Annotated in this window: 23 protein-coding genes and 1 pseudogene; 10 read left to right on the forward strand and 14 right to left on the reverse strand. The window is 41.4% G+C overall.

Features of this window, described 5'->3' with window-relative positions; all coding sequences use genetic code 11:
• Positions 1-128: 128 nt before the first annotated feature.
• Both pulA and C9I99_RS04110 read right to left on the reverse strand, forming a co-directional pair.
• A complete protein-coding gene (pulA, locus tag C9I99_RS04105) occupies positions 129-3,443 on the reverse strand; it encodes a pullulanase-type alpha-1,6-glucosidase (RefSeq protein ID WP_107347543.1) in 3,315 nt (1,104 codons plus the stop codon).
• 347 nt (positions 3,444-3,790) lie between these two features.
• Positions 3,791-5,014, reverse strand: coding sequence for an autotransporter outer membrane beta-barrel domain-containing protein (locus C9I99_RS04110; protein ID WP_107347544.1), 1,224 nt, complete (start codon positions 5,012-5,014; stop codon positions 3,791-3,793).
• 318 nt (positions 5,015-5,332) lie between these two features.
• Between C9I99_RS04110 and C9I99_RS04115 the strand changes: the two genes are divergently transcribed.
• A complete protein-coding gene (locus C9I99_RS04115) occupies positions 5,333-6,658 on the forward strand; it encodes a winged helix-turn-helix domain-containing protein (protein WP_107347545.1) in 1,326 nt (441 codons plus the stop codon).
• A 136-nt stretch (positions 6,659-6,794) separates the two neighbouring features.
• Complete coding sequence (locus C9I99_RS04120; RefSeq protein WP_133638244.1) at positions 6,795-7,082, forward strand: hypothetical protein; 288 nt, start codon at positions 6,795-6,797, stop codon at positions 7,080-7,082.
• A 79-nt stretch (positions 7,083-7,161) separates the two neighbouring features.
• Here C9I99_RS04120 and C9I99_RS27385 read toward each other — a convergent pair.
• From C9I99_RS27385 to C9I99_RS04135, 3 genes and pseudogenes are all read right to left on the reverse strand, one after another.
• Positions 7,162-7,257: pseudogene (locus tag C9I99_RS27385) on the reverse strand (peptidylprolyl isomerase); the annotation flags it as partial.
• A gap of 31 nt (positions 7,258-7,288) precedes the next feature.
• Entirely contained in the window at positions 7,289-7,792 is a 504-nt protein-coding gene (locus C9I99_RS04130; RefSeq protein WP_107347548.1) for a hypothetical protein, read from the reverse strand.
• A gap of 31 nt (positions 7,793-7,823) precedes the next feature.
• On the reverse strand, positions 7,824-8,324 hold the full coding sequence (locus C9I99_RS04135) for a hypothetical protein (protein WP_107347549.1): 501 nt from the start codon (positions 8,322-8,324) through the stop codon (positions 7,824-7,826).
• Between the two features lie 170 nt (positions 8,325-8,494).
• Here C9I99_RS04135 and C9I99_RS04140 point away from each other — a divergent pair, with 170 nt between their 5' ends.
• Positions 8,495-9,076 carry a class I SAM-dependent methyltransferase gene (locus C9I99_RS04140; RefSeq protein WP_166645455.1) on the forward strand — a complete coding sequence of 194 codons (582 nt, stop codon included), beginning with the start codon at positions 8,495-8,497 and terminating at the stop codon, positions 9,074-9,076.
• Positions 9,076-10,074 (forward strand): HNH endonuclease, encoded by a 999-nt coding sequence (locus C9I99_RS04145; protein ID WP_107347551.1) that lies wholly within the window; start codon positions 9,076-9,078, stop codon positions 10,072-10,074. The genes C9I99_RS04140 and C9I99_RS04145 overlap by 1 nt, the downstream gene beginning before the upstream one ends.
• Positions 10,075-10,094: 20 nt before the next feature.
• Here C9I99_RS04145 and C9I99_RS04150 read toward each other — a convergent pair whose 3' ends face one another.
• The 3 genes from C9I99_RS04150 to C9I99_RS04160 all read right to left on the reverse strand — a co-directional run bounded on the left by C9I99_RS04150 (position 10,095) and on the right by C9I99_RS04160 (position 14,261).
• Positions 10,095-10,880, reverse strand: coding sequence for a 3'-5' exonuclease (locus C9I99_RS04150; protein WP_483407022.1), 786 nt, complete (start codon positions 10,878-10,880; stop codon positions 10,095-10,097).
• Positions 10,873-12,105, reverse strand: coding sequence for a UvrD-helicase domain-containing protein (locus C9I99_RS04155; RefSeq protein WP_107347553.1), 1,233 nt, complete (start codon positions 12,103-12,105; stop codon positions 10,873-10,875). Before C9I99_RS04155 ends, C9I99_RS04150 begins: the two co-directional genes overlap by 8 nt.
• 116 nt (positions 12,106-12,221) lie before the next feature.
• Positions 12,222-14,261, reverse strand: a complete 2,040-nt coding sequence (locus tag C9I99_RS04160; protein WP_107347554.1) for a hypothetical protein — start codon at positions 14,259-14,261, stop codon at positions 12,222-12,224.
• A gap of 201 nt (positions 14,262-14,462) precedes the next feature.
• On the opposite strand from C9I99_RS04160, the gene C9I99_RS04165 reads away from it, so the two are divergent.
• Positions 14,463-15,737 (forward strand): phospholipase D-like domain-containing protein, encoded by a 1,275-nt coding sequence (locus C9I99_RS04165; protein WP_107347555.1) that lies wholly within the window; start codon positions 14,463-14,465, stop codon positions 15,735-15,737.
• A gap of 77 nt (positions 15,738-15,814) precedes the next feature.
• Here the strand turns inward: C9I99_RS04165 and C9I99_RS04170 are convergent, their stop codons facing one another.
• On the reverse strand, positions 15,815-16,093 hold the full coding sequence (locus C9I99_RS04170) for a peptidylprolyl isomerase (protein ID WP_107347556.1): 279 nt from the start codon (positions 16,091-16,093) through the stop codon (positions 15,815-15,817).
• Between the two features lie 265 nt (positions 16,094-16,358).
• Here C9I99_RS04170 and C9I99_RS04175 point away from each other — a divergent pair, with 265 nt between their 5' ends.
• A complete protein-coding gene (locus C9I99_RS04175; protein WP_107347557.1) occupies positions 16,359-16,901 on the forward strand; it encodes a hypothetical protein in 543 nt (180 codons plus the stop codon).
• Between the two features lie 175 nt (positions 16,902-17,076).
• On the opposite strand, the gene C9I99_RS04180 is transcribed toward C9I99_RS04175, so the two are convergent.
• The 5 genes from C9I99_RS04180 to C9I99_RS04200 all read right to left on the reverse strand — a co-directional run bounded on the left by C9I99_RS04180 (position 17,077) and on the right by C9I99_RS04200 (position 20,269).
• The gene (locus C9I99_RS04180; protein ID WP_107347558.1) at positions 17,077-17,634 is read right to left on the reverse strand and encodes a hypothetical protein; all 558 of its coding nucleotides are present in this window, start codon (positions 17,632-17,634) and stop codon (positions 17,077-17,079) included.
• A gap of 194 nt (positions 17,635-17,828) precedes the next feature.
• Complete coding sequence (locus C9I99_RS04185) at positions 17,829-18,374, reverse strand: putative periplasmic lipoprotein (protein ID WP_107347559.1); 546 nt, start codon at positions 18,372-18,374, stop codon at positions 17,829-17,831.
• Positions 18,375-18,380: 6 nt separating this feature from the next.
• Positions 18,381-18,683 carry a hypothetical protein gene (locus C9I99_RS04190; protein WP_107347560.1) on the reverse strand — a complete coding sequence of 101 codons (303 nt, stop codon included), beginning with the start codon at positions 18,681-18,683 and terminating at the stop codon, positions 18,381-18,383.
• A gap of 263 nt (positions 18,684-18,946) precedes the next feature.
• Complete coding sequence (locus C9I99_RS04195; RefSeq protein WP_107347561.1) at positions 18,947-19,552, reverse strand: hypothetical protein; 606 nt, start codon at positions 19,550-19,552, stop codon at positions 18,947-18,949.
• A gap of 312 nt (positions 19,553-19,864) precedes the next feature.
• Entirely contained in the window at positions 19,865-20,269 is a 405-nt protein-coding gene (locus tag C9I99_RS04200; RefSeq protein WP_107347562.1) for a hypothetical protein, read from the reverse strand.
• 330 nt (positions 20,270-20,599) lie between these two features.
• On the opposite strand from C9I99_RS04200, the gene C9I99_RS04205 reads away from it, so the two are divergent.
• From C9I99_RS04205 to C9I99_RS04215, 4 genes are all read left to right on the forward strand, one after another.
• Entirely contained in the window at positions 20,600-20,824 is a 225-nt protein-coding gene (locus C9I99_RS04205; RefSeq protein ID WP_107347563.1) for a hypothetical protein, read from the forward strand.
• Positions 20,825-20,826: 2 nt separating this feature from the next.
• Positions 20,827-21,018, forward strand: coding sequence for a hypothetical protein (locus C9I99_RS26990; RefSeq protein WP_133638243.1), 192 nt, complete (start codon positions 20,827-20,829; stop codon positions 21,016-21,018).
• 79 nt (positions 21,019-21,097) lie between these two features.
• The gene (locus C9I99_RS04210) at positions 21,098-21,580 is read left to right on the forward strand and encodes a hypothetical protein (protein WP_133638242.1); all 483 of its coding nucleotides are present in this window, start codon (positions 21,098-21,100) and stop codon (positions 21,578-21,580) included.
• A 738-nt stretch (positions 21,581-22,318) separates the two neighbouring features.
• Positions 22,319-23,191 carry a hypothetical protein gene (locus C9I99_RS04215; RefSeq protein WP_107347565.1) on the forward strand — a complete coding sequence of 291 codons (873 nt, stop codon included), beginning with the start codon at positions 22,319-22,321 and terminating at the stop codon, positions 23,189-23,191.
• Positions 23,192-23,196: the final 5 nt, after the last annotated feature.

The following is a 23,196-nucleotide window of genomic DNA, read 5'->3' on the forward strand; positions in this document are numbered from 1 at the left end:
AGTGTATAGCATTAAAAATGAACCAATGATGAACAGTGTGTTTATCTTTGCCAATCCCCTTTTCTTACTGGGTGGAAAATAAAAAAAGCCCTCAATATTGAGGGCTTTACGTCAGAACTTATTTTCAATTATTTCTTAGATACTGGGATACCTTGCCCTCGAACCCCCTCTTTGCGAGGGATTTCGAACACTGCAGGCGTCCATGCTGGCACCTTCGCCACAACCCCATTAGCTGCATCAACAACACTTGCCTGTGATGCCAAAGCCGATGTGTGATAAGGACTTAGCGTCAAATCCGTCACCCAATTAATGTCCTGCGCTTTGTCAGTCGCGTTAATAACAATCACGAGGCCGTCGAGGTTACTGTCGCGATCTGTCCCGGAGGCTGTACCGTTATCAATAGACATTACAATCAAGCCAGGTGTTTGAGCACTACCGGTGTTATGGAAATCAACACGCTTATTCACCTCTTCACCCGTCCCTAATGTGATCAACGGGTAAGACTTACGAAGCAAGGCCAGTTCTTTGAAATACTCAACCATTGCGGTCATATCCGCTTGAGTTGGTTTAGCATTGGCTCCGGCGGAAGAGATCACCTCGTCAATCAACGCATAGTTGTCACCATCTTTGTCTTTACGCGGTAGACCTTTATCCCAATTGTTGTCATTGAGGGTGAAATCAACCAAGTTATACCAATCACCTGAGTCGTAAGAGTCACGCTGCATGGATTTCGAACGAAGCAGTTCTGAACCCATATGGGTGAACGGCATGCCTTGACCCAGCATCGCTGTTGCAATGGAAACCGCCTGCATTCTCACACGTTCGCCAACGGTTACATCGTAACCAATCTTATATTGGTTGTTATCCCACAATGTCTGGTTATCGTGCTTCGATACGTAGTTTTGGATCTCGGTAGGATTAACCGCATAGCCTGCAGGTTGCTTGTTGTAATCCAACTCATCACCACGAATTGTTTCGCCTTTTGAATCGACAAACCTAAAGTCCTTCAGGTTACCTGCCATGCCTAAGCGCGTCAGATCTGCAAGGTGTAAAGCGACCTCTTTGGTTACATCACTAATCTCGTTTGGCTGGACAAAAGCACCGTTACCAAACCCTTGTGTTTTACGGATCCCTTCTTTGCTATCAAAAGGACTACCGCCACGAACAGCATCACGCAAGCGGTCTGAGAAGCTACCGATCCCGGTTCCACCAAGGTTTGGCTGGGTGGCCTGGACAAACAGTGCGTCATTCTCAACTTCACCGAAGTTCCAACCTTCGCCATAGAAGTAAGTATTCGGATCGACTTTCTGTACTTCAAGTAACGAGCGCTGCATTTGATCCAGTGGATGGTGGCCCATCAAGTCGAAGCGGAATGAATCAATCTTATAATCGCGTGACCACACCACCAGCGAATCACTGATCATTTTTTCAAACATCGCACGCTCTGGTGCCGTGTTCGAACAACACGTCGTGTTCTCTACGTTACCAGTCACTGGGTTCAAGCGTTGGTAATACCATGGTACAAGCTTATCAAGTACCGAGGTACGGGCTTCAGGGCCTGCTGAGTTGGTGTGGTTATACACCACATCCATCACCACATTCATACCAATATCATTTTTGACAGCCATGACCGCTTCACGCAATTCTTTGATTCGCTGTGGGCCGTCTGGATTCGTCGAGTAAGAGCCTTCTGGTACCGTGTAATGGAATGGGTCATAACCCCAGTTAAAGCCATCGGCATCTGACACAAAACGGTTCAACGCCTGCACGACAGGGTTTGCTTCAGAGTCGTCTTGTTTTACTTCTTCTAGGGCTTGAGCAATCGTCATATCTGAAGCGCAATACTTAGAAAACGGAGACGATTTCACTGCCGCATTAACGTCACAGAGCTTGCTGAATGGTTCTTCAATATTCGCGGCTTCATTCGGGTTTTCATTGATAGTGGCTATATCAAAGATAGGCAGCAGATGAAGGTGCGTAACCCCACTTTCACTCAATGATTTTAAATGATTGACCGGTACAGTGTCCGGCTGACTAAAGGCAATAAACTTACCGCGAGCATTCGCCGCTGTTGATTCATCCTGTGCAGAAAAGTCACGTACATGTGATTCATAAATCACAAACTGTGCAGGGTTAGATTGATCGATCGGTCTTTTAAGATCATCCCACCCTTGTGGCTTAAGATCTGGATCATCAAGATCAATCACTTGACTGTACTCAGAATTCATCGACAAGCTTAATGAGTACGGGTCGGTAACCTGGTAACTTTCAACTTTCCCTGAAACCGGATGGAAAACATCCACTAAGTAACGGAAATAAGTGCCACTCGGTGCCTTGTCGGTTTCTAGCGACCACACCCCAGAGGCTTCATCGTAATTCATCTGAAGGCGGCCAAGTTCTTCTTTGTTGTCATCAAAAAGGACAGTAACAACATTCTGAGCCGATGGAGCCCATACATTGAACTGGGTCGCGTTACCGTCAATCACTGCCCCTAATGCGATATCCGCAGCAGCAGCGGCAAACAGCTGATCGAAGGCGCCAGCCGGTTGTACTTTAGTACCGTTAAGCACTAGCCCTTCTTCATCAACCGCAATAGCAGCCAACTCAGCTTTGATCACCGGACGCATATCAATGGAATTATCAATTGTGTATGCACGCTTATTTGCCAAATGCGGGAATTTGGCCTTCACATCAGCACTCAGGACTGTCGGTTCCAAGACGATATATTCAGCGTCATATTTGTTTTCGCTATTTGGACCAAACCCACCCTCAAGCTGAACATACAGGCGCACTTCATCGGCCGATTCCGCCCCATCCCAAATAAATGTGTGGCCTTCAACTAAATGCGCCTCTGCATTGGCAACACCAAACAGCAGTACGTAGGCATCACCACGGTCGTCATAAGCCTGAGTGCTCCCCGCAACATAAGAAGCTGTTCTGTCTTTGATTTCATTGAAATCAATTTTGGCATCACTGCCAGACAAGTTACTCAGACTCTCATCGCGAATGATGAAGTTAATACAATCCGTGCTGCCGCTCTTTAACGGTAGCTTCCAATAAGGGCCAAACTCATCGACACCCACAGGTGCTATAGACTTATCATCCCAACCAGAGCTTTCTTTCGCAGCTCTATCACAGGCGTCATTATTCCAGACGTGAAGGCTGTAGTTGTTGTAGCTTGACAACGATTTAGCATGGCTATTTTTCGCCACCATATAAATCACAGCTTCGTCCGCACCGGCTTTAATCGGCTCTTCTACCGAACCACTTTGAGGTAGAAAAGCGGTAGGGCCATCGGTTTCTGGCAGTTCAATATCAATCGCCGGTGGATTCGTTGTATCAAACTTACCATCAGCAGACGATGAGCTATTACAGCCGACAATAACAAATGCAGAACACAGTGGAATCACGGCTTTTGCAACCGTTGATAGTTTAAAGTTCACGAGATTTTTCCCTTTATACTCATAATTTTATGGGGGGAAGTATAAAATTTGAGTTTTAATTATGGCGTGAACAATACTGAACCTATGGCTCAGCATACTGTGACCGAAAGCACTAAAATGTAGTTTATTAACAACGCTTCATATTCTTTTGGGCTATATATCACTGTTTGTACAGCGTGAATAATATGCAGCCGCTGCTATTTAAACCCGCAAAGTAACAAAATGTAACCCACCGACTTTACAACAAGTTCTCACGAAACATCGCCATAGGTATATTTAGGGCAAACAAAGCCCGGCATTGGCCGGGCGGATAATTTGTCAACATGTGCTGCCGTGACAATAAAGGGTTAATCAAGTGCCATACTCAGTCCAACAGAGATGGTATAGGCTGATAAATCATCATGCCATATCAGTTGACTTGCTTCAGCATACCCATACCAGTCTTTACTCAAAGCCCCTGATATACCAAAGTGTACGCGGCCGTAAACGTCATCGTCTGATTCAATCACAATCGGTAAGATACTGCCTGAATAGTTTGATTTAAGCTGTGAAATGATCCGCTCTTTACCACTGGCAATATCGTAATGAAGGTACCCTTTCGCATAAGGTTGGAACACACCAAAAGGCGTTCTAAAAGGGTGAGAGATACTCATACCGGTGATCAGCATGGTTGATTCTAACGCATCAACATCTTCAATCTTCGAAAAGAGATAACTTGAATTGTTCAATGACAACCTTTCTTCATAACGGTCGGTATCTGACAAGGTATATTGCAAGCTGCTTTCAAACGCCACATTCAAATAGTTGTAATCAAAAATATACCCCGCTCCCAGCGAGAAAACCCAAATATCAGAGTCTGCTTCGTTGGTGTTGCTCACAACAGGATCGGTATATAACGTTACTCTTCGCTCTATGTCGGTATCCATTACCGCATAGCTCGCATTAAAGTCGATAAACCAAGCATCTTTGAAATAGGTAAAATACCCCGACGCTATCAAGCCATCAATTTCGGTATCACTGCCTTCAGACAATGGTTTGTAAAATGGCAATCCCAACGTAAGACCGAATAAGTATTGGTTCTGGAACAGGTAATCACCACCTAGGGTCAATGAATAACCACTGTGATCCTGCTCTACCGATTTGTTAAGCGATGCATTATCTACAAGGGCAGTATTATCAACCCGTATATAGCCAGCAACTTGTGAGTGGTAACCGTCGCCAAACACACTGGTGTCTGACAACGCTTTCTCTGGTAAACCCGGAGGAGTGTATACCGATAGAGGGTCATTGCTATATAAAGGTACATAGCCGTAGGAAGAGCGGCTAGCGTGCCTAACTCCGACCGACTTTGCATGACTATTTAATGATCGGTATTTCTTATCAACTTTATCACCGCGGACATGGCTTGCCATGCCTTTAATTTCTGCCATTGCTGTATCAACTTCCGCTGAAAACTTTTTCGCAAATGCCCCATCAAATAGATCAGAACCTTGAGCATTAGTAGCCGTTACAGAAAATACGATACAGATTATGGGCATGCAGAAAGTTGCCCTTACGACTAACGCAATCATATTGCCCCCAAAACTTTCACGCCACTTAATTTTCTAAGCTCTACGATGTGGCTTATAGTTATGAGTGTAGATAACCGCTAGGGACTAAGAGCACGAATTGCCCTGTCGTCGCAAAAACTATACAAACCTCTTTTTTTAATATTGAAAATTTTCTAATTCGAATAATTTTATCTGTGCAAGAAAGTAAAATAATACTAACAGTGTAGTCGTCAAACTTGATATGTGGCAAAATCATCAAACTATAGAATTACTTACACCTTAAAATTAAACGGTCCTTCACCTTTACATTACGACAACATATGACACTGAGCGCAATTCATGTCTAAGAAAGTTAAAGCTTCGGCTCACATAGCACAGATTTCGGATAGCTTTTTCTTCGACTGCCAAAAAAAAACACTATTCACTATATTGGGTATTGTTTCTCTCAATCGTGCAGAGAAAGAAGTGCTTTTTCGCCTCGTCAGCCAAACGCCAAATATCCTTAACAAGGAAACGCTTCTATCTGCAGGCTGGGCAAGAAAAGAAGTGGCTGAAACCTCACTATTTCAAACAATCCGCACCCTAAGAATAAAACTCAAGGAGGAAAAAGTCGGTCAGTATATTGAACTTATCCCTCGCATGGGCTACCGCGTCAATATACAGCGTCAACTTACAGCTGATGAATACCATGCCCTTACCAACACACCCAAACTAAAAAGCAAAACCAATTCCAGGGTTAGATTAACCTTCGTTCTAACCCTCGCTCTAGCGGCTTGTACGGTATTGATAGGGTTCTTAGCCAGTAGTAAACCCACTGACTATAAATACAAACTCGTTAATGATAAAAAAAACAACACCATTGTTTTTCTGTCAATGAACCAAGATGATTTCGACTACCTGCTAAAGGCAACGGATATATTCATTACGCCAGGCAACCTCAGTAATAAGCTGATGTTTATCCATAAATTAGACAATGAATTTTCGATTGCGATTTGCGATAAAACCCCTGAAGGCTGTGATATCGACACAGCACATGCGATCAGCTTTAACCATTCACAGTTGAGCACAATATGGGATCTGCTTGGTAATTACTTACCTAAAGTACCACCTCTAGCTGCAATGAATGTGTTAAAAGACAATACTGCTATCCAGTCTGGGGTTAAGTCCTATAACATTTTCCTTGAAAAGGGTGATTTCACAACTCACCTTTCACACCACTTCGTCAATCTGGTCGACGAAGCAACATGGCTGTTCACAACAATCAATTACCGGCCAAATGCCGACCAGAGCGCGTTTATCGCGGCTTCATTTCGTGGTGGTCGTTCAATCATGAACAAGCACAGCAAAATGCCATTTCTGATCACCATTAATAACTATCCAGAATATTTTTACTGGGTACTCAGCCCTTCAGACAAAAAACAACTCGGTATCAAACCACCGACTCAGCAAGAAATTAACACTAACGATTTCAACATTGAAGTCGATGAATACACGAGCTATCTCCTATACCGACAAAGTCAATTGCAACTTTGGTTATCAGAAGGCTACGGCTTTCACTGGTTCAACAAAGATGGAAATAATCCCCATGTATTCAGCTTACTGATGGAGGGAGATAAACGCTCTGCACTTCCCATCGAGTTCGAGCAGTCAACAGCACACCATTAAGATCAACGCAACAACAAGCACATCAGTCTCACTTTTTTGTGGCCAATAGACCAAGATAAGTGATTGCGAATCGCGCCAGATGTAAATAACATGTTAAAGTGTTCATCTATAAAGACCATGGATGGGAGGCAAGCTAATGATACTCAGACAAGCGATTTATCACTTCTTCTACCACTTGAGAGTGTTTTTCAACTTAACTTTCAAGCCATTACTCGGCCTTATTGCTGTCGGTATGGTTACTTCAATCCTACTGCTACTGTCAGCCAAAACCCAACTAGCCGGTACCTTGATCTTCGTCGGTTGTATAGCAACCGCACTGTGGATCACGCTTATTCATTGCTATTATTCGGCAATTTTAAACTGGTCTGATACGCGCAAGGAAGACGCTTCGGTCATTGAGTTCCCAAATAAGCCGCTAAAATAGTCGTGTAATTCAGATACTAAAATGCCCACTTAATATTACCTCGCAACTTAAGTGGGCATTCAAAATCATTTGTCGCTGATCAGGTACGCCACAGCACCTTCACGATATGCCAGCCGAATTTGGTTTTCACAAGCTGAGGTGTAATCGTCTCACCTTGGAAGACCGCTTTATCAAACTGAGTATGTGTTATAACCCGTTTATCTGAGCTATTGAACCCCTGCTCGATCATGAACAGTTGGAATCTTCGCTTTCAAATCACGAGTTAAGACTAATAAGTTCTTACAAGGAAGCTCAATCGAAGCATAGTCGCCTGATTTATGGGCTTGACTACATGTCGTAGCATAGTCACGTAAGCATTCGACTATAGATCTGTCCACTGTTCCATCTACTTTGTTGGCGAGATTCGTCACCTCGACGCTCATCTGTTCTAAATTCCTGCTGCCTGAGGAAATGTATGCCTTGGGATAAAGTAGTCTCATACGCTCACTCAATTCGTCACTTGAGTTTGCAGGAACCTCACCATCTGCGAGATCAAAGTATGAACGTTCTTCTTTGTGAAGCCATTGAGCACACTGTACATGCCTCTCAAGAACCTCTTCAACTTCGTTGTAGTAAGGTAAAAAGAAGTCCTTATGATTCTTCTCCTTATCCCTAAGCTTCTGCTTAACCCAAGAAATAATACGTCCAAAGGTACTTACTTCTGATGCCATTTGACTACCATAATGAGTGACTTAATGCAGATTACTGAATAGCGCTCTTGCTATGAACAGTCGGAATCTTCCCTTTCAAATCTCGCACCAATTTCAAAAGATTCTTAGATTGATCGACTAGGAAATGATACTCGCCAAGTTCATCCGCCTCTGCAAGATTTCTTGAATAATCCTTGAGGCTATCAATCAAGGCTGGATCCACAGCATCATCAATTCGGGCAACCAAGTTGATCACGTCAACTCGCATTTGCTCAAGTGACTTACCATTAGCAATTTGAGCTGCATTCTTATGTACCCATTCATTATGAGCTTGAGTTTCACGAAAAGATTCTTCGATCTGCTCCTCAGTGAAACCAGTATAAGTATGACATTCATCGCCTAACCAATTGATAACTTGTACGTGCTCAACCACTAGTTTTTCAGCTTCTTCGTAGTAAGGTGCATAATAAGCCTTTAGATTATGTTCCTTTTGGCGTAATTTACTTAATAACCAACCACCAAGCCTAGATAACACACCTATCTCAGCTGCCATAAACACCTCATTATTTACTCAATAACCTAGCTAAAGCAGGGTTATTTTCAATCCTGCATCTAACTACCTAACTTAACTATGTTTTTGCTAATCAAGTATGCCGTATTACCTATGGCAGTTGAATCATTTTCTTTCAAAATAATGTACTATGGGCAAAACTATCAGTCACGATCGATATGAACTACTACAACGAAAACGCAAAAGAATTCTTTGACGGTACAATTGATGTTGATATGAGTACTTTGTACCAAAAATTTGTTCCTCTACTTCCTAATAAAGGCCATATACTCGATGCAGGTTGTGGCTCAGGTCGTGATACTAAAGCCTTTATCCAAAAAGGCTTTTCCGTTTATGGTATTGATGCGAGCGAAGACCTATCTAAACTTGCAGAAGAACTGACAGGTCAAAGAGTAGAAGTAACTCGATTCCAAGATTTCCAATCAGATAGTCTCTTTGATGGCGTTTGGGCATGTGCTTCTCTTCTACATGTTCCGATGTCTGAGCTGTCGCTTTCATTTAGTAATCTAGCAGCCCCATTGAAAGCAAATGGCATCTTCTATTGTTCATTCAAATATGGAAATGATGAGGTGCAGCGTAATGGTCGAAACTTTACCAACCTCAACGAGTTGCTCCTTGAGCAAGTTATCAGTGGTTCAACTTTGAAGGTACTTAAAACTTGGTGTACTTCAGACTTGCGTAAAGGTCGTGAGAATGAAAAGTGGCTCAATGCTATCTTAGTAAAGGAAAGCTGATGGACTTCACTAACGAAGACTTCTTCAAAGGAATCATTTTGTTTGGCTTAAATAATGCCACCTACAAAATGGGTTTAGCCCAAACACTTCTAAAAGCATCACGGAGCAAACAGAATGTGATTTATTGGGGTGATCTTGCAGAAAGTTACTTTGACTCATACCTCACAAGGCTTGAGACTAACCCTATGCCACAGCAAGGTAATCCTAATCGCCTTACGAAAATGGAGCGAATTGTAAAGGAGTTCCAATTAGGAGTAACCAATCGCAATGAGGCAATCAAGAAGGTTGCTGACACTGCATTCGAAGACGTTGTACCTAGATTCCAAACTATTGGGACTGACAAGCGCATTGTAGCTGACTATTTCTATGAGATTGATACTAATAACAAACTAGTCCTCAAAGATACATTGTTAAACTTTGAAGAAGATCAACTAGACACTCTAGATAGTGAAATTATGGCTCGGTGGGGTCTACTGGAAGGTGCGTTCAGCATCAATCAATCAGACTTTAAACTAGCAAATGACATTCGTGAGATTTACCTAAAGGATGGGTATGATCGCAAAGCACTAACGAACAACATCCCTTTCCTATCAGGTTACCAAGGTAATACATGTTTCTATTGTGGTGAGCCTATGGGTTCAGATATTCACGTCGATCATGTGCTGCCACGGCAAGTAGTTAGCCACGATGAAATATGGAATTTAGTCCTTGCGCACAAAGACTGTAACTTGCTGAAATCAGATAGGTTAGTTGGTAAGCATTTTATTGAAAAGCTAATCAAGCGAAATGAAAACATCATGGGTAGTAACCACCCATGGAAAGCTCAGATAAGTAATGATCTCGGTACAACGCCTAGAAGAAGAGCAATGTCTCTACAACGTCACTATGACAATGTGAAAACTGTACTTGGTCAGTATTATTGGGGAGGTACTGAGTCTTATAACCCAGCAACCGACCCATTTTTCAGGCGACTAATCACTGTCTTGAACAATAAGTGATGAGCGAGAACGTAGGACTGTTAACGAACAGGAATACGTTCTTTGTTTTTGAGTTTGCCTTTAAGTGCAGGTGGTAGTTTACCTCTGTACTTACATGACTTTTCGTCTTCCTCACCTTTATACCCATCGCAAGCGACAAATAATGAGTACTTCCCTGTCCTTGCGACCTTTGGTGATTTACAACGTGGGCATAGTTGAAACTTACTCTTACATGTCAGGCACTCTGCATGTTTGGCTTTCTTGATTGCTAGACCATCACACTCGTGACAATCAACAGCTTCAGTCAAACATCCTAAACCAGTCGAACATACATAGACTCCACGCTCTCCACTCTTTGGCTTCATATAGCCCGTTTTACACTTAGGACACTTACGAGCCGCTAGCTTTTCCTTCGTAAAGTTGTCTGAGATAACCTCAAGGTCATACCCTTGACTCAGTAGTTCAAGAACAAACTCAGATGGCTCTTTTGGGTCCGCGACAAGGTAACACCTTTTCTTAGAACGAGTTATGGCTACATAGAATAATCTACGCTCTTCAGCATGAGGGAAACTGTCAATTGTTGGCATCAAAGCACTAACAATCTCATTCTCCTTCCTCTCAGTTGGGAAGCCAAAGTACCCTTGATTGAGATCTAAGATAAAGCAATAGTCAGCCTCAAGCCCCTTTGAACCATGTAATGTCCAAAAATCCATCTTGGAAAATCCGTTTCGCTTAGTAAAGCGTTTAGCAGCAGCATCCTTTGTTTTCCTATAGCGAGATAGAATTCCAACAGAAGCATTAGGATCTTCTTCATAGATTTTACGTATCTCTCACATGAAAATCTGGATTGTAAGGGTAACCAACATCACACCCAGTCTGATTCGCATAGTTTGGTTCATACATATAGTTAATGCCGTTTCTAAACAGCCAGTTACCAATCAAAACTTCTTGATAACCTTTAACTTCCACACCATTCAGGGTTATGTACTTCTTCCCTTTAAGTGCTTCCTGATGCGCCTCTTCTGATTCGGATAGTAATGGGTTGTATGCGTAATACACAGTGTCGATGAAAGCATTAAGATTTTCGTCACTCTCTTCGATAAACGTAACCAGCCAGTTGTTTATAAACTCAAGCCTAGCTCCATCCTTAACCAGCCTACTCATTCTCAACTTTCTAAACTCTTCAACAGACATGTTTTGAGCTTGGGCAATGATCTGATAGCCACGGCTATGGAATGTGGAAATTTGCTTATCTAGGTTGAAGTTGATGTTGGCAGCTTTAAGACGCTCCTTGGATCTCTCCTTCAACTCTTCAGCGGCTTTACTACCATAAGCAAGTACCATGACCTCTTCAGGCTTCGCTAACTGTCGTTGAATGATATCAGTCGTTTTAGCAACCATTACCGAAGTCTTACCTGTACCAGCTGCTGCTAGTACCATATTGAAATCATCATCTTGAACGACAGATAAACGTTGCTCTTCTGTTAGAGGATTACTCTCAATAGTGTCATAGAAAGACTGGCGTGAACTGAGGACTTTCTGAACGTGGTGGTCTCGTAAGAACTCAGCCGAGTTCGATATAGGGTAAAACTCAGATAACTTCTTCATCTTCCTGAATGGTTCATCAGGTACATGTTGCTTCCAAGACTCATTGTTCCGATTGAAGAGAAGTACCATAGGCTCGATGATGCTCTGAAGCTCATGAACCTTTGATTCTCTTAGATACCTTCTATTTACGAACTTGGAGAATTCAGAATAGGTATTGTGAATCCTTGACTCGATCATCTTACTAATCGCAAGGTTGATAGCATCGAAGTGTGGTCTTGATTTGAAGTGGCTTAGGCCACCAACTTGGATAACTCCATCATCAGTTGTTATCTCAAGTCGATGACCCAAAAGAGATCGCTCAATCGTGCAGAAACCTAATATGTCAGAGTAATCAACAGTTCTAGTAGACGACTTGTACTCTATCACCAGAGACTTATCGTCATAGACAACACTCTGACACTTACCTAATAGATTGAACCTCGATTTTACGATCTTCTGTGACATTCAAATATCCTATAGCTATCTGGTCGCAATAATGCCACAGATCAGATATCCAATGAACATTAAGTCACTAGATACACAAGGGGCTTTGTTCAATAACTAATCAAACAGCCCCTTTGTCACATACCAACTTTCACGCCTGCAACTTCGACATCAAAATCAGCGGACTTGATAATAGGAAAATCGTGCTCTCGATCTAGGATAGTTATTGGATCAATATCTTTGAGTACCAGATAATCTTTGAAAACCTTGTACGAATCTTCAGTCATGTATGGGAATTTGTTTTCATTATATTCAAAAGAATCTGCATCTTCGTTTATCTGCGGAGGGTTCAAAGCATATTTCTGAAAGTTTGATGTCATTTCTTCTAGGTTACTGTAAAGCTGCAACCACGCAATGGTCTTGGTTCTCTGCTTCGAAGCTAAACTGAATAGCCTCACTTTGTCAGATGTAAAATACGCTTTAAGTATTTTCTCATCAATCACAGGCACACCATCAAACTCATGGCCAACGAAGATTCTACCACTGTTAAGGATGCACTGAGCAAATTTGTAATCTGTGCTTGCATCATAGTCCCAACCTAAAAACTCAAAGGCTGCTTGTAGATTATCTTGTAAAAACTTTGTCTTCCTAACAACCTGCTCCCCTGCATGAGCAAGAGTATCAGCAGTATTGTATTTAGATATTTCAGAGTCAGTTGTGACAATAGACTTTGAATCACCAACGATTATTAAATCGCCAACTCGAGTCAGTAAATCAATCTCTTCCTCACCTCCACCGACTTTAACAGTATCACTAACCGCTTTGTCGAAGTCGGTTACTAAAGGGTTGTTAGATAAAGCATCATTAAGCTCTTGGATAACAGTTTCTTCGTATGTATATCCTTTATCACGAAGGTTTAGTCCGAAGTCAGTAGCCCATCTTTCGAAAACTCGGATCACAGACGGAGAGCATAAAGCACTGACAAGAATCGCATATTCGTTTTTGCTGGTCTTGATTAGAGGCTGACACCACAAATCACTCGTAGGTGAAGCTTTAATAGTCATAAACTCAAGGATAGCGTCTACCTTGTCTGCTGTAAGGCCAGTTGCATCACATAAAGCTCTCTTCAAAGAGAACACTGGTACCGTAGGACAGAACTCATTGAGTTTGCTTATATTGAATACACTGTCGTTTTCAGGAAATTTTTCTTTCAAAGTATTCGCCATGAGCATCACACAACGAAATACATCTAACCCTTCTTTCAAAGAGAAACCTTTACCATAGTCATTAGTAAACCATTCCTTTGGAAAATGAGATTGAAGTTCTAACTCTTTGATTCGCCATTCTGTATTAGCAGTAATCAACACATCCCCAACAATTTTGATTTCCTGCACGTATGCAACACGCTTCTTATTAACACGCTTCATCATCACAAGTTTATCGCCAAGAAACTTGGAGCGAATCGATGGGTTTAAAGCCATTACCGTATTTTGACCAGAAAGACGATTGTTTCTATTTGCGCTACTTAGAAACGAAATCTCATACGGTGAATATGGTTGCTTGATCGAATATACTTTGTGCTCTTCGTCCAACTCGATCAGATGATAATCAGACCATAAAATACATTGCCAAAGATGTAAGTATGTCCAGTAGAGCTGTGAAAGCCCTGACTCTTGGTTAACAAACGATATTTCATCAATCGGGTTTTCAGAAACTGGTAGCTTTTCACCCTTTTCTATTTTTCCTAAACAACCTCTAATCGCCAGCTGATAACCATCAACAGCTATATGTGCAACTTCGGCAAGACTGTGCTTATCACCTGTAACATTAGTTTCAATCATAGCTGCTTGAAGATTTGCTGTGGCTTCACGCATAGCAACTTTAAAAGCGACTGCTGTAGTTCTGTTTGATGAGGCAACATAAGATAACATTAGCTTCTCATACGTTGTCTTTGGTGCTTGAGTGTAAAGCTCAGCCAGTTTCCCACGAACCTCAGTCAACAGACTATCGATGATAATTCCAGCTTTATATACCTTCTGGTCTCTTGCTGAAGCATTACCCTCAAATTTTGCCCACTCTTTGTTCCATTTATCAACACAAAAGCGTTTATCGTTAGGAGCTTTAATTTTCCCCTTCATCACGCGATAAGTAAAAGTACCTTGAACTACATCACTCATGTTCTCTAAATCCTAAAACTATCAACGAAAGCATGATACCAACCCAAAACAAATCAGTAAAATCAAGAAGATAATTAAAAATGAAAAAAATTGCGAAATCTCAAATTACATAATTGTTTTTCAAAATCATTGATATCTGATAGATAAAACCTGTCATTTTAATGGCATGATGTACGAAGGTTATTTTGTGGGATAAGAACGATGGATCTGTATACAAATAGAATTTCTAAAAATGACTTCATCAAGCACGGTATCGTTGAACATGTTGAAGATGGTATGGATATTTTTATTGCATCAGCCTTCTTCACTGAGTCAAGCGTGATTGATGATCTTCTATCCAAAGGATGCCATGTAAGGATCGTTGTTCGTCTCGGCTTCCCTACTTCTCCTAATGCTCTTGATAAGCTACTAAACCATAAAAACGTAGAAGCTCGATTCTATACAAGCAATTCATTTCATCCGAAGCTTTACATTTTTGGTGACAAAACAATCCTTGTTGGTTCAGCTAACCTAACTAGTTCTGCGATTCTTTCAAACCAAGAAGTTATGGTTGGAATTGATTCTGAAGACGTTCGGTTTGCAGAGCTTCAAGAACTATTCGGTGATTACTGGGATGAAGCTGAGGTACTTACCAAAGATGCCATTAAAAAGTATCGAAGCATCTATAACAAGTTCTCTCAAGTAAACAAGCTGATCAAAGGCATTGATGATGCTGTCACTGAAACTATGGGTGACGTGAACTTCTCAAACATAAACCGTGGTAAGAAGAAAACTAGCAAGAAGTCTATATTCTTGGATTCATATAGAAAGTCCTACCAAGAAGCCGTAACTGCTTTCAGACGAATTGAAGAGATCTATAACAACTTCGATAGAAAAGTGGATGCTGAACTAATACCACAACGTCTTGAGATCGATTCATTCTTCAGTTTTGTCCGTGATTTCTACGCAACACAAGATACTTGGAAGCATCAACCTATTGGTTGGGACGACCATCAAAAAGCTAGAGCCAGGTCATTAATAGACGAATGGTTAACGACCACGTGGGAACACTTTGAGGATCGAATTGTTCCAACAAACTACCCTCTCATCAAACGAGTATTAGGTTCCAAGGAGTCTATTAAAACAGCGTCTATGGAAGAGATAGTGGATGCTCTATGTGTTTTACATTCCTTCCATGACAGGTTCCGGTTCTATAAAGGTGGGCTTGGAACTCTAAAAGAGACATTCATTGCGAATAACGAAGAGCATCATGTTAAGAACACTCTAACGTACCTTCTATTTGGTTCTGGTGATGCTGTTGGGCGAATGGCTGACTGTATCTATGATAGCGAGTACAAATTGAATGAGTTTGGTAAGTCTAACGTTCAAGAACTAATAGGATGGATTAACAAAGAAGAACTGCCCGTTATCAACGGTAGGACGACTAAAGTATTGAGATACTTTGGGAATGATATCCGTCAAATCAGTGAATCATAAGAAAGCCCGCTAAGTTACGGGCTCTCATCATCAACCTATAAACACTACTTAACTGCACCAATACAGTTGAGTAGTGATTAGGTTCTCCACAGTACTTTGATGATGTGCCAACCGAATTTGGTTTTCACTAGCTGTGGAGTGATAGTTTCACCTTTGAAGACTGCGCGATCGAATGCTGGAACCATCTGGCCTTGTTTGAATTCGCCTAGATCACCACCCTTCTTCCCTGATGGGCATGTACTGTGCTTACGAGCAAGGTCAGCAAATTTCTTACCTTGCTTCAGTTGCTTCATAATGTCTTCTGCTTTGTCTTTGTGCTTCACCAGAATGTGAAGGGCGTGTGCTGTTCTTGCCATTGTTACATTTCAAGATAGGAAAATTTGGTGCGGATAGTATCACACCAAAGAAAGGTTTGGGATGTTACCACATTAATATACCCATTCAGGAATCACTCAACTCCAATAAACACTCACCAATTCGATATGCGGTGATGAATCTCGAGCAAATTTATTCGAATGCAAATTCGAATTACTTGACAATTTATCCGAATCCATATACGATATAAATGTTCCTCGAAGTCATTAGCATTTCCGCTGATGGCGTACAAAGAGGAGCAAAAATATGTTTTACAACGACACACTGAAATTGCTAGACGATGCTAAATGGTATGTGGACAATCATCTATTTGTGTTTTTTGCTGGTGGTCCAGTATATGAGCCGAAGGATTATTCAGATTGCGTACTGGTAGATATGGTGGTTTTTGGTGATGATGATCGGATTCAATTAGCAATTGATCTCGATAACCGTAAAGTCTACTCAACAATGTTTCATTGTGAATTGGACTACTCAATCATCAAAAAGCACTTTGATTCTGAATTCGATTTGGATAAAGTCATCGAGTACTTTAAATGGTTCGTTAAGGAAGGTTGCAGTACTCAGTCTTGGGAAGAGTTTGATATGCGACTTCTATATGAACCTATCCATCAAGGGTTTTATGAATTAGAAATCGACCAAGCCATTTATGTTAGGTATGGGCTGTTGGAATGGTACTTTAGTACGAACCATGGTTTGATATTTAATAAACAACGTATGCATAAGAAGGTGGAAGTATCCGGTTTAGATATTATAAGCCAGAAACTTCAGTCAACTGGCCTATCTGGGTAATCAGATAGAGGAAGGATATACTGGCAAGGAAGCCAAACATATTCCACATAACTGTTTAGAAATTGATGTGTCTAGGTGAAAATTATTACCACCTTCAATCGTTGTCACTAATAATTATTTTCTATATCATTTTATCTCTGGAGTTTGGTGATATATCCCTAATAAAACAATTTGATTAGACTACCACAACCTTAATGCCAGTATTCTTCACGAACCCTTTCATCCTTTTTAATCTCACCTCAGACACTCTACCCTTAACTTGAACCGAAGACTTAGCTTGTTTGAACCAAGTGGCACGCTTCTTCAATGTAGAAAAAGCAACCCAAGTACTTCCACCATCATTACTGACCATCACTGCCCCATTACTTCCACCTACATTACATCGTGTAGAAAATTGTTTCTGATCAGTGTCAGAATTGTTGCTTTTAACATAGTGTGATGCCGCCTCGTCTTGTTTACTGTAAGGGACTACGGACGTGTAATGACTAGGGATAGCTAACACATCAACTGGCAAAAACATTACTGACTTGCCTTGCTCTTCTACTATCGTATTTGCAAGTTGTCGGACCCTGTTAGCTCCATATTCCTTAGAAGGAAACTTATTCACCTTTCTCCCAATTCCTAAAAACTCAATAAACTTATTATGAATAGCCACCAGCTCCTTTAGGGATGTAGAGCGTTCAGATAATATGGTTTCTATCCCATTGGCTTGCTCAATTAATTCGTCAGTCATACTGTTGTTCCAATAGATAATAACGTATCAGTATGCTACCGCTGAACATGGTGCTCTCGAAACAATAATCCTGAGGAAAATTTATCTACATTAAGAATGCATATAGGTAGGAAGTTACCTCGAACGAGGTATGAATTTTAATAACTCGGAACTATTCACTCCGAGCTATTTCTTGAAATGATAAGTTCAATTAACTAAGCAGGAAACCAGCCGATAGGACACATCATACCTTGAAACGTCTTGATCTCAGGTTGAATGAATGCACCTATTTTCTTGCAGTTAACAGTCCCACCAAAGCTAGAGATACTACTCTCAGTTCTTGGTGCTGATGCCTTTGCCTTCTGAATTTCATGAGCACGCTGTTGGTTAGTTTGTACTTGATTGTAGTGGCTTTGGGCTTCGTTCAAGGTTCTAACTAAAACAGGTTTCTGATAATGGCAAGTACCTTTCACATCAGCACCGTTAGCAATATTCTGATTCACGACAGAACGAATTCCTATCAGCTCAGTATCGATAGACGCTTGGTTAATTTTCCACGTACCAAGGTTGTAGTTAATAGCCGACTGATAGCTAGTGTGCTCCTCTAGAGAATAGAACCCGTTGTTGTAACACACTTCAGTAGTAACCCATTGGTTCAGTAAAGTGCTCTGAACATTAGCAGGGATCGGATTTAGTTCTGGTGTAGATTGACAGCCAGCAATACTTAGAGCAGATAAGGCTAGAATTGCTATTTTCTTCATTTTTCCTTATACCTCAAGCACACTAATTGGCTTCGAAAGATTGAGCTTCACAAACCCCTTATCCCCAACCACCTTGAACGTCTCAGGGATGATCTCATACACAACACTATCCTTGGTGACTTCCCAAGATACGTTGTTATTGTCACTCCAACCGTTAGAACGGATTAGGAAGTAGAATTCACGTTTACGACCAACCACAGAATCACACTCCATAACGTGATCGTAACGAAGCCTCTCACGGAAATTAGGGCACTCTAACCACACAATCTCGGTGTAACCGCCACTGATAGCGTCACCACTTCCTAACATCACAACATTCCCTTTCCTGGTGAAGTAATCCCAACAACGAGCATCAGGTCTTCCAGTTGAAAGGGCTGGAAGAGTTGCCCCTATTGAGTCAAGGAAAGTAGTTTTGTTCACGGCATACACCTCAATTAGTATTGAATACGGTTAAATTGTATACCGAATACAGATTCGAATAAACGATTATTTCGAATTCATTTTCGAATTAAGTATTGACAAGCCCCTCAATATTAAAGGGGCTTGCATATTACTTATTGATATTAAATGAGTTAAAAGGCATTAGAAGCCATACAACCAGCCACCTTTGCAAATACTGAATCATAGTGATTCTTGCTCCCCCAAAAGATATCTGAAATCCAAGTTTGAACACCATACACCCCACTGAAGCCACTATTACCAATCGAACCAGTATCGGATTGAGCGCCATCCAAGTTATAAAATTTCATCTTCAGCACCCCGTCCTCATACTTTGCAGCAATGTCATGCTTTAGGCTGTATGAAACGATCCCACCATATGTGAATACATTCTTCACTTGCTCAGTCATCACAACCACATCACCATTCGAATACATATTCTTGGATGCACCTTGCTTATCCGTGGTATCGAACGCATACACATTACCTGTCAATGGACCCGTTTTATATGAGCTACCACTAAACGAAACAACCTGACTCTGAACATTCATTGACATACACATGCCCAGGTCATTATTGCCTTCAACTGGTGAAGATAAGGTGTATGTTTGCATCAGTTTGCTCATACCCTCGCCCGTGTAAGTTGCATTCTGAGGTAGAACAGCGTCATCAACAGGAGCAAGGCCAGCACAGCCAGATAATATTGAGACAAAAAGAGAAGCGGTGATTAGTTTATTCATGACAATTACCATCTTGATTGAATTTTAGTGACAGCGTCACAATGCACTTCAAGTTTGCCGTGACTATGAGATAGTCAAAACAAAAACCATATTCGTTCATGACCAGTCACCAGGCGAATAACTAACTGTTCGATATAACGAAGGAATTTCATGTTCCTTTGACGTATGTTGTGGTAATTGAGTGTCACTAAGTGGCAATAAATAATGATAAAACTGTGTTTATGGGTAGTGTATAAGTAGAGAGAGTTTGGGTGGTGCTAAACTACTGATTTTATTATGTTAGCACCAAGCATGGATGGGTTAAACAGTAGTCTAATCTATCAGTATAAAAATATTCTGCATGAACAGCTCTTCAGCCTTCCCTTCTTCCCATGCATCTAGGCAGTGCCCTCGCATCAGGTGGAATGCTGTTGACCAATACGCACAAAGCTCTTCCGACTTCTCATAGTAGTAATGGCATAACTGGTTAGTCAGCATCAGATTTGCGTAAAGTACTGCATAGCTGAGTGGCAGCTCAGTATCTAAATAGTTCCCCGATAATCTAACTGTGGTTTCTTCATCGTAGCTGATCAGGTAGAAACAACCTTGGATTCGCGTCCAATAAAATTTCCCCCCCTTGTAACCCTCACAATGCTTACCTAGGAAATTGTAAAGGTTCTGCTCATATAGAACAGCAGACTTCCCAATAGTGTTGATAGCCTCTTTGCTGGTGCGCATTGACTCCCTATCGGAAGGCTCATGTATGAAGTGCGACACAGTTATGTGTTTGACTGGTATCATTTTAAACCCCTGTGTTTATAACCAGCATATTGTTACGTAATTCGCACCCTCTCGAAAGAATGTTCTAAGTACCTGAAGAAAATAGACATTTTGGTAATGTATACCTAATAGGGAGGAGAAACCCGATAATGGTTAACCAATAGGGTAAGGAGTAAGAATCAATAACCCTTCCGTATAAGGGAGGAGAAACCTCAAAACGGAACTCTATTAGGGAAGGATATTTAATTGTGTACCCCGCCAACAATATAATCAAAAGGAGGCAATATAATGCCTAGAAAAGTCAAAGACCCAATAACTGGAAAACTATCTCGCCAAGACCGTTCAGCATGGACTAACTATCGACGTGAGTTAGAAGCAAACGGAACAATTGGCATGAGTACAACTGAAGAACAACTTCTTCACTACCGAAGGGAAGCTGTTCTAAAACGGCGAATGGCACACAAAGCTCGTATCCAGAAAGAGATGGAAAGACTTGAAGGATTGGAGGCTTGATAATGACATCCAGAGAAAGGCGTTCACTCAGACGAGAGCTAAAACGCCAAGGTCTATCTGAAGAAGAAATTCAGATAATTATTAATAACACCGTCGCTGAAACACGCGATGAGGCTCGTAATGAGCTAACTTCGGGTCTAACCCGTAAGGAAAGACGTCATGTCGAAAAGCGCCACAAACGCAAGAATAAGTAATCGCAAGTTGATTGAGTTCGTGAAGTCTAATCGGAATAAACGAACTGAAGTTCAAAGACAACTCAAATCGGGGCAAGGTATGATTCACGCATATGACCTAGAAGACCTCTTAGATGAAGAGGCATCGTTACAATCCAAAATAATGGAAGCTATGAGGTTAATGAACCCATTCGAGAAGAAGCTAGTTTCCAAACATGGTGTAACATTCATTCCACTAGATTTCAGCCAGAAGAAGATGACGATGCCAGACCTTATGGGGTTGGAAGAATCATACTTCTTCAGCACTGCTAAATGGAAGACATTCAATGACAAGAAGATGTTATTGAATCTGAAGTCGAAGAAGTTCAAAGATTTCTTCTCGTTCCTTAAACAACAGATAGACCGCAACAAGGACAGAACAGGTAAGCACGACAAGTGTGAAATCAGAATTGGTGGATTCAAAGAATCGCCAAGAGGAGCATTCATTCAAGATACTATGGTTGTAGAGTACACCCAATCAGGTAGAACAGTGAGAATCGTGATGATTGGACCATACATTTTCACCGATGAAGTTGAAAGCTAATGGCGCTTTTGCGTTTTTACAAGGGCGCTTTTGCGGTTGACGAAACGTGCTCAGAAACATCCGCAAAAGCGCCTTTACTTTGACATGAAACACTTTTGCAATAAGTATTTAGCACGAATGAGCCGTTCAAAAACGCAACTTACAAAGTAGTGAATTTAACTGACCGTAATTCGTGAACCGTTACTAACGTTTGCTATCGCACCAAAGCTAGCAACCAAAACGCGAACGCTCTATCTTCTACTCACATCAACGCGTGCCGAAGGCGCAAGAGGCGCACGCCCTACCTCTTAGCGTATGCGTTCAAGACCGTATTCATAAGCTAGATTAGGGTGATCAAATATCGTCGAACGGTACGACGCTCTCCTATCAGTTATAAAACTTCTCGCGTAATCCATGTGATGTCTGCTGCGTTCCTTGCAGAGCATCCCATAAATCACACTCGGTCAATAGACACATAAAGCTCGTACCTCGCTTCATGTGAAGTTCTATTAACTAACGTTTATGTTGGTTGAGTTTGTTGAGGGTAAAGCAGCATGTTCACAAACCCAACGGGATGATCGAGCGCAGCGAGGTTATCACCAGTCTAAAAATATAAAACCCTATCCCAAAGGGTATCTAATCAACTCTCCTATTCAGCTTGTCTATCAGATTGCACACTACCCTCGTTTCCTTTATCGAGAGTTTGTGGGTTGTGTGATGGGGCATTCTGGTAGGCAACCTAAATAGAAAGGAAACACTATGTTATCTGAACAAACACTATCCCTGCTCAAACTGCAATCAGGGAACGCAACCGCTATTTACTTAGCAGTCACCCCAAACCCAGATGGAAAAATATTTCAGTACCACGAAGTAAACGGAATCGCCGTAACGGTGCTAGACACAATTACACAACAAGAAGCTGGTTCATTAGATAATCTTCTATCACTCCGTAACTTCATCATTGACCAAATCCAGTCAAAGGATACAACGGTCGTCCCTGACTCTTCTATTTTCAGCATGGTCCATTCATCACTACGGTTGTTTAAATCACAGCATGAGTATGAGTTAATCCAACTCATGAAATCGCATATCCCATCAATCAGTGGCTATCCGCTTTGTTGGAGTGCTGCTAGAGACTACTCAGGTGCATCTAAATTCTGTCGCCCAGCAAAAGATCATGAAGAACAAATCGAACGTTGGAAGCAAGCTAAGAAACTAGAACGCACTGAAAAGAAGAAAGCTATCCCAGAAGACTCCTTCAAGCACGTAGCTATCAAGACTACATCTACTGTTGGTGATAAGCCTGAAGATCAAAATATTGGAGGGTTAGACTTTAGCGTTCTGGGTGGTAAGCCACCTGTAATTGAGTTGGTCCCAGAAAAGCCAACCATCGTTGAAGACCAACCGTCATTTGATATCAGCAAGTTCAACGCTGAGTTTGAACGCCTTGCTAACGTTTTCAACGTTGATATCGATAGTGCTGCATTAACAGAGATCATCAGGCTCTCATCAAATGGAACAAACGAAGAAGAGTTTGATACTGAGTTTAAACGTCTAACGAGCATCTTCGGTATTGATGTAAACCTTCCACTAAATGAAATCATTACGCTCTCGCTAAAGCAAGCCTGCTAATTAGC

Origin of the sequence: Photobacterium lutimaris (assembly GCF_003025555.1) — a bacterium.
Classification (GTDB): Bacteria; Pseudomonadota; Gammaproteobacteria; order Enterobacterales; family Vibrionaceae; genus Photobacterium; species Photobacterium lutimaris.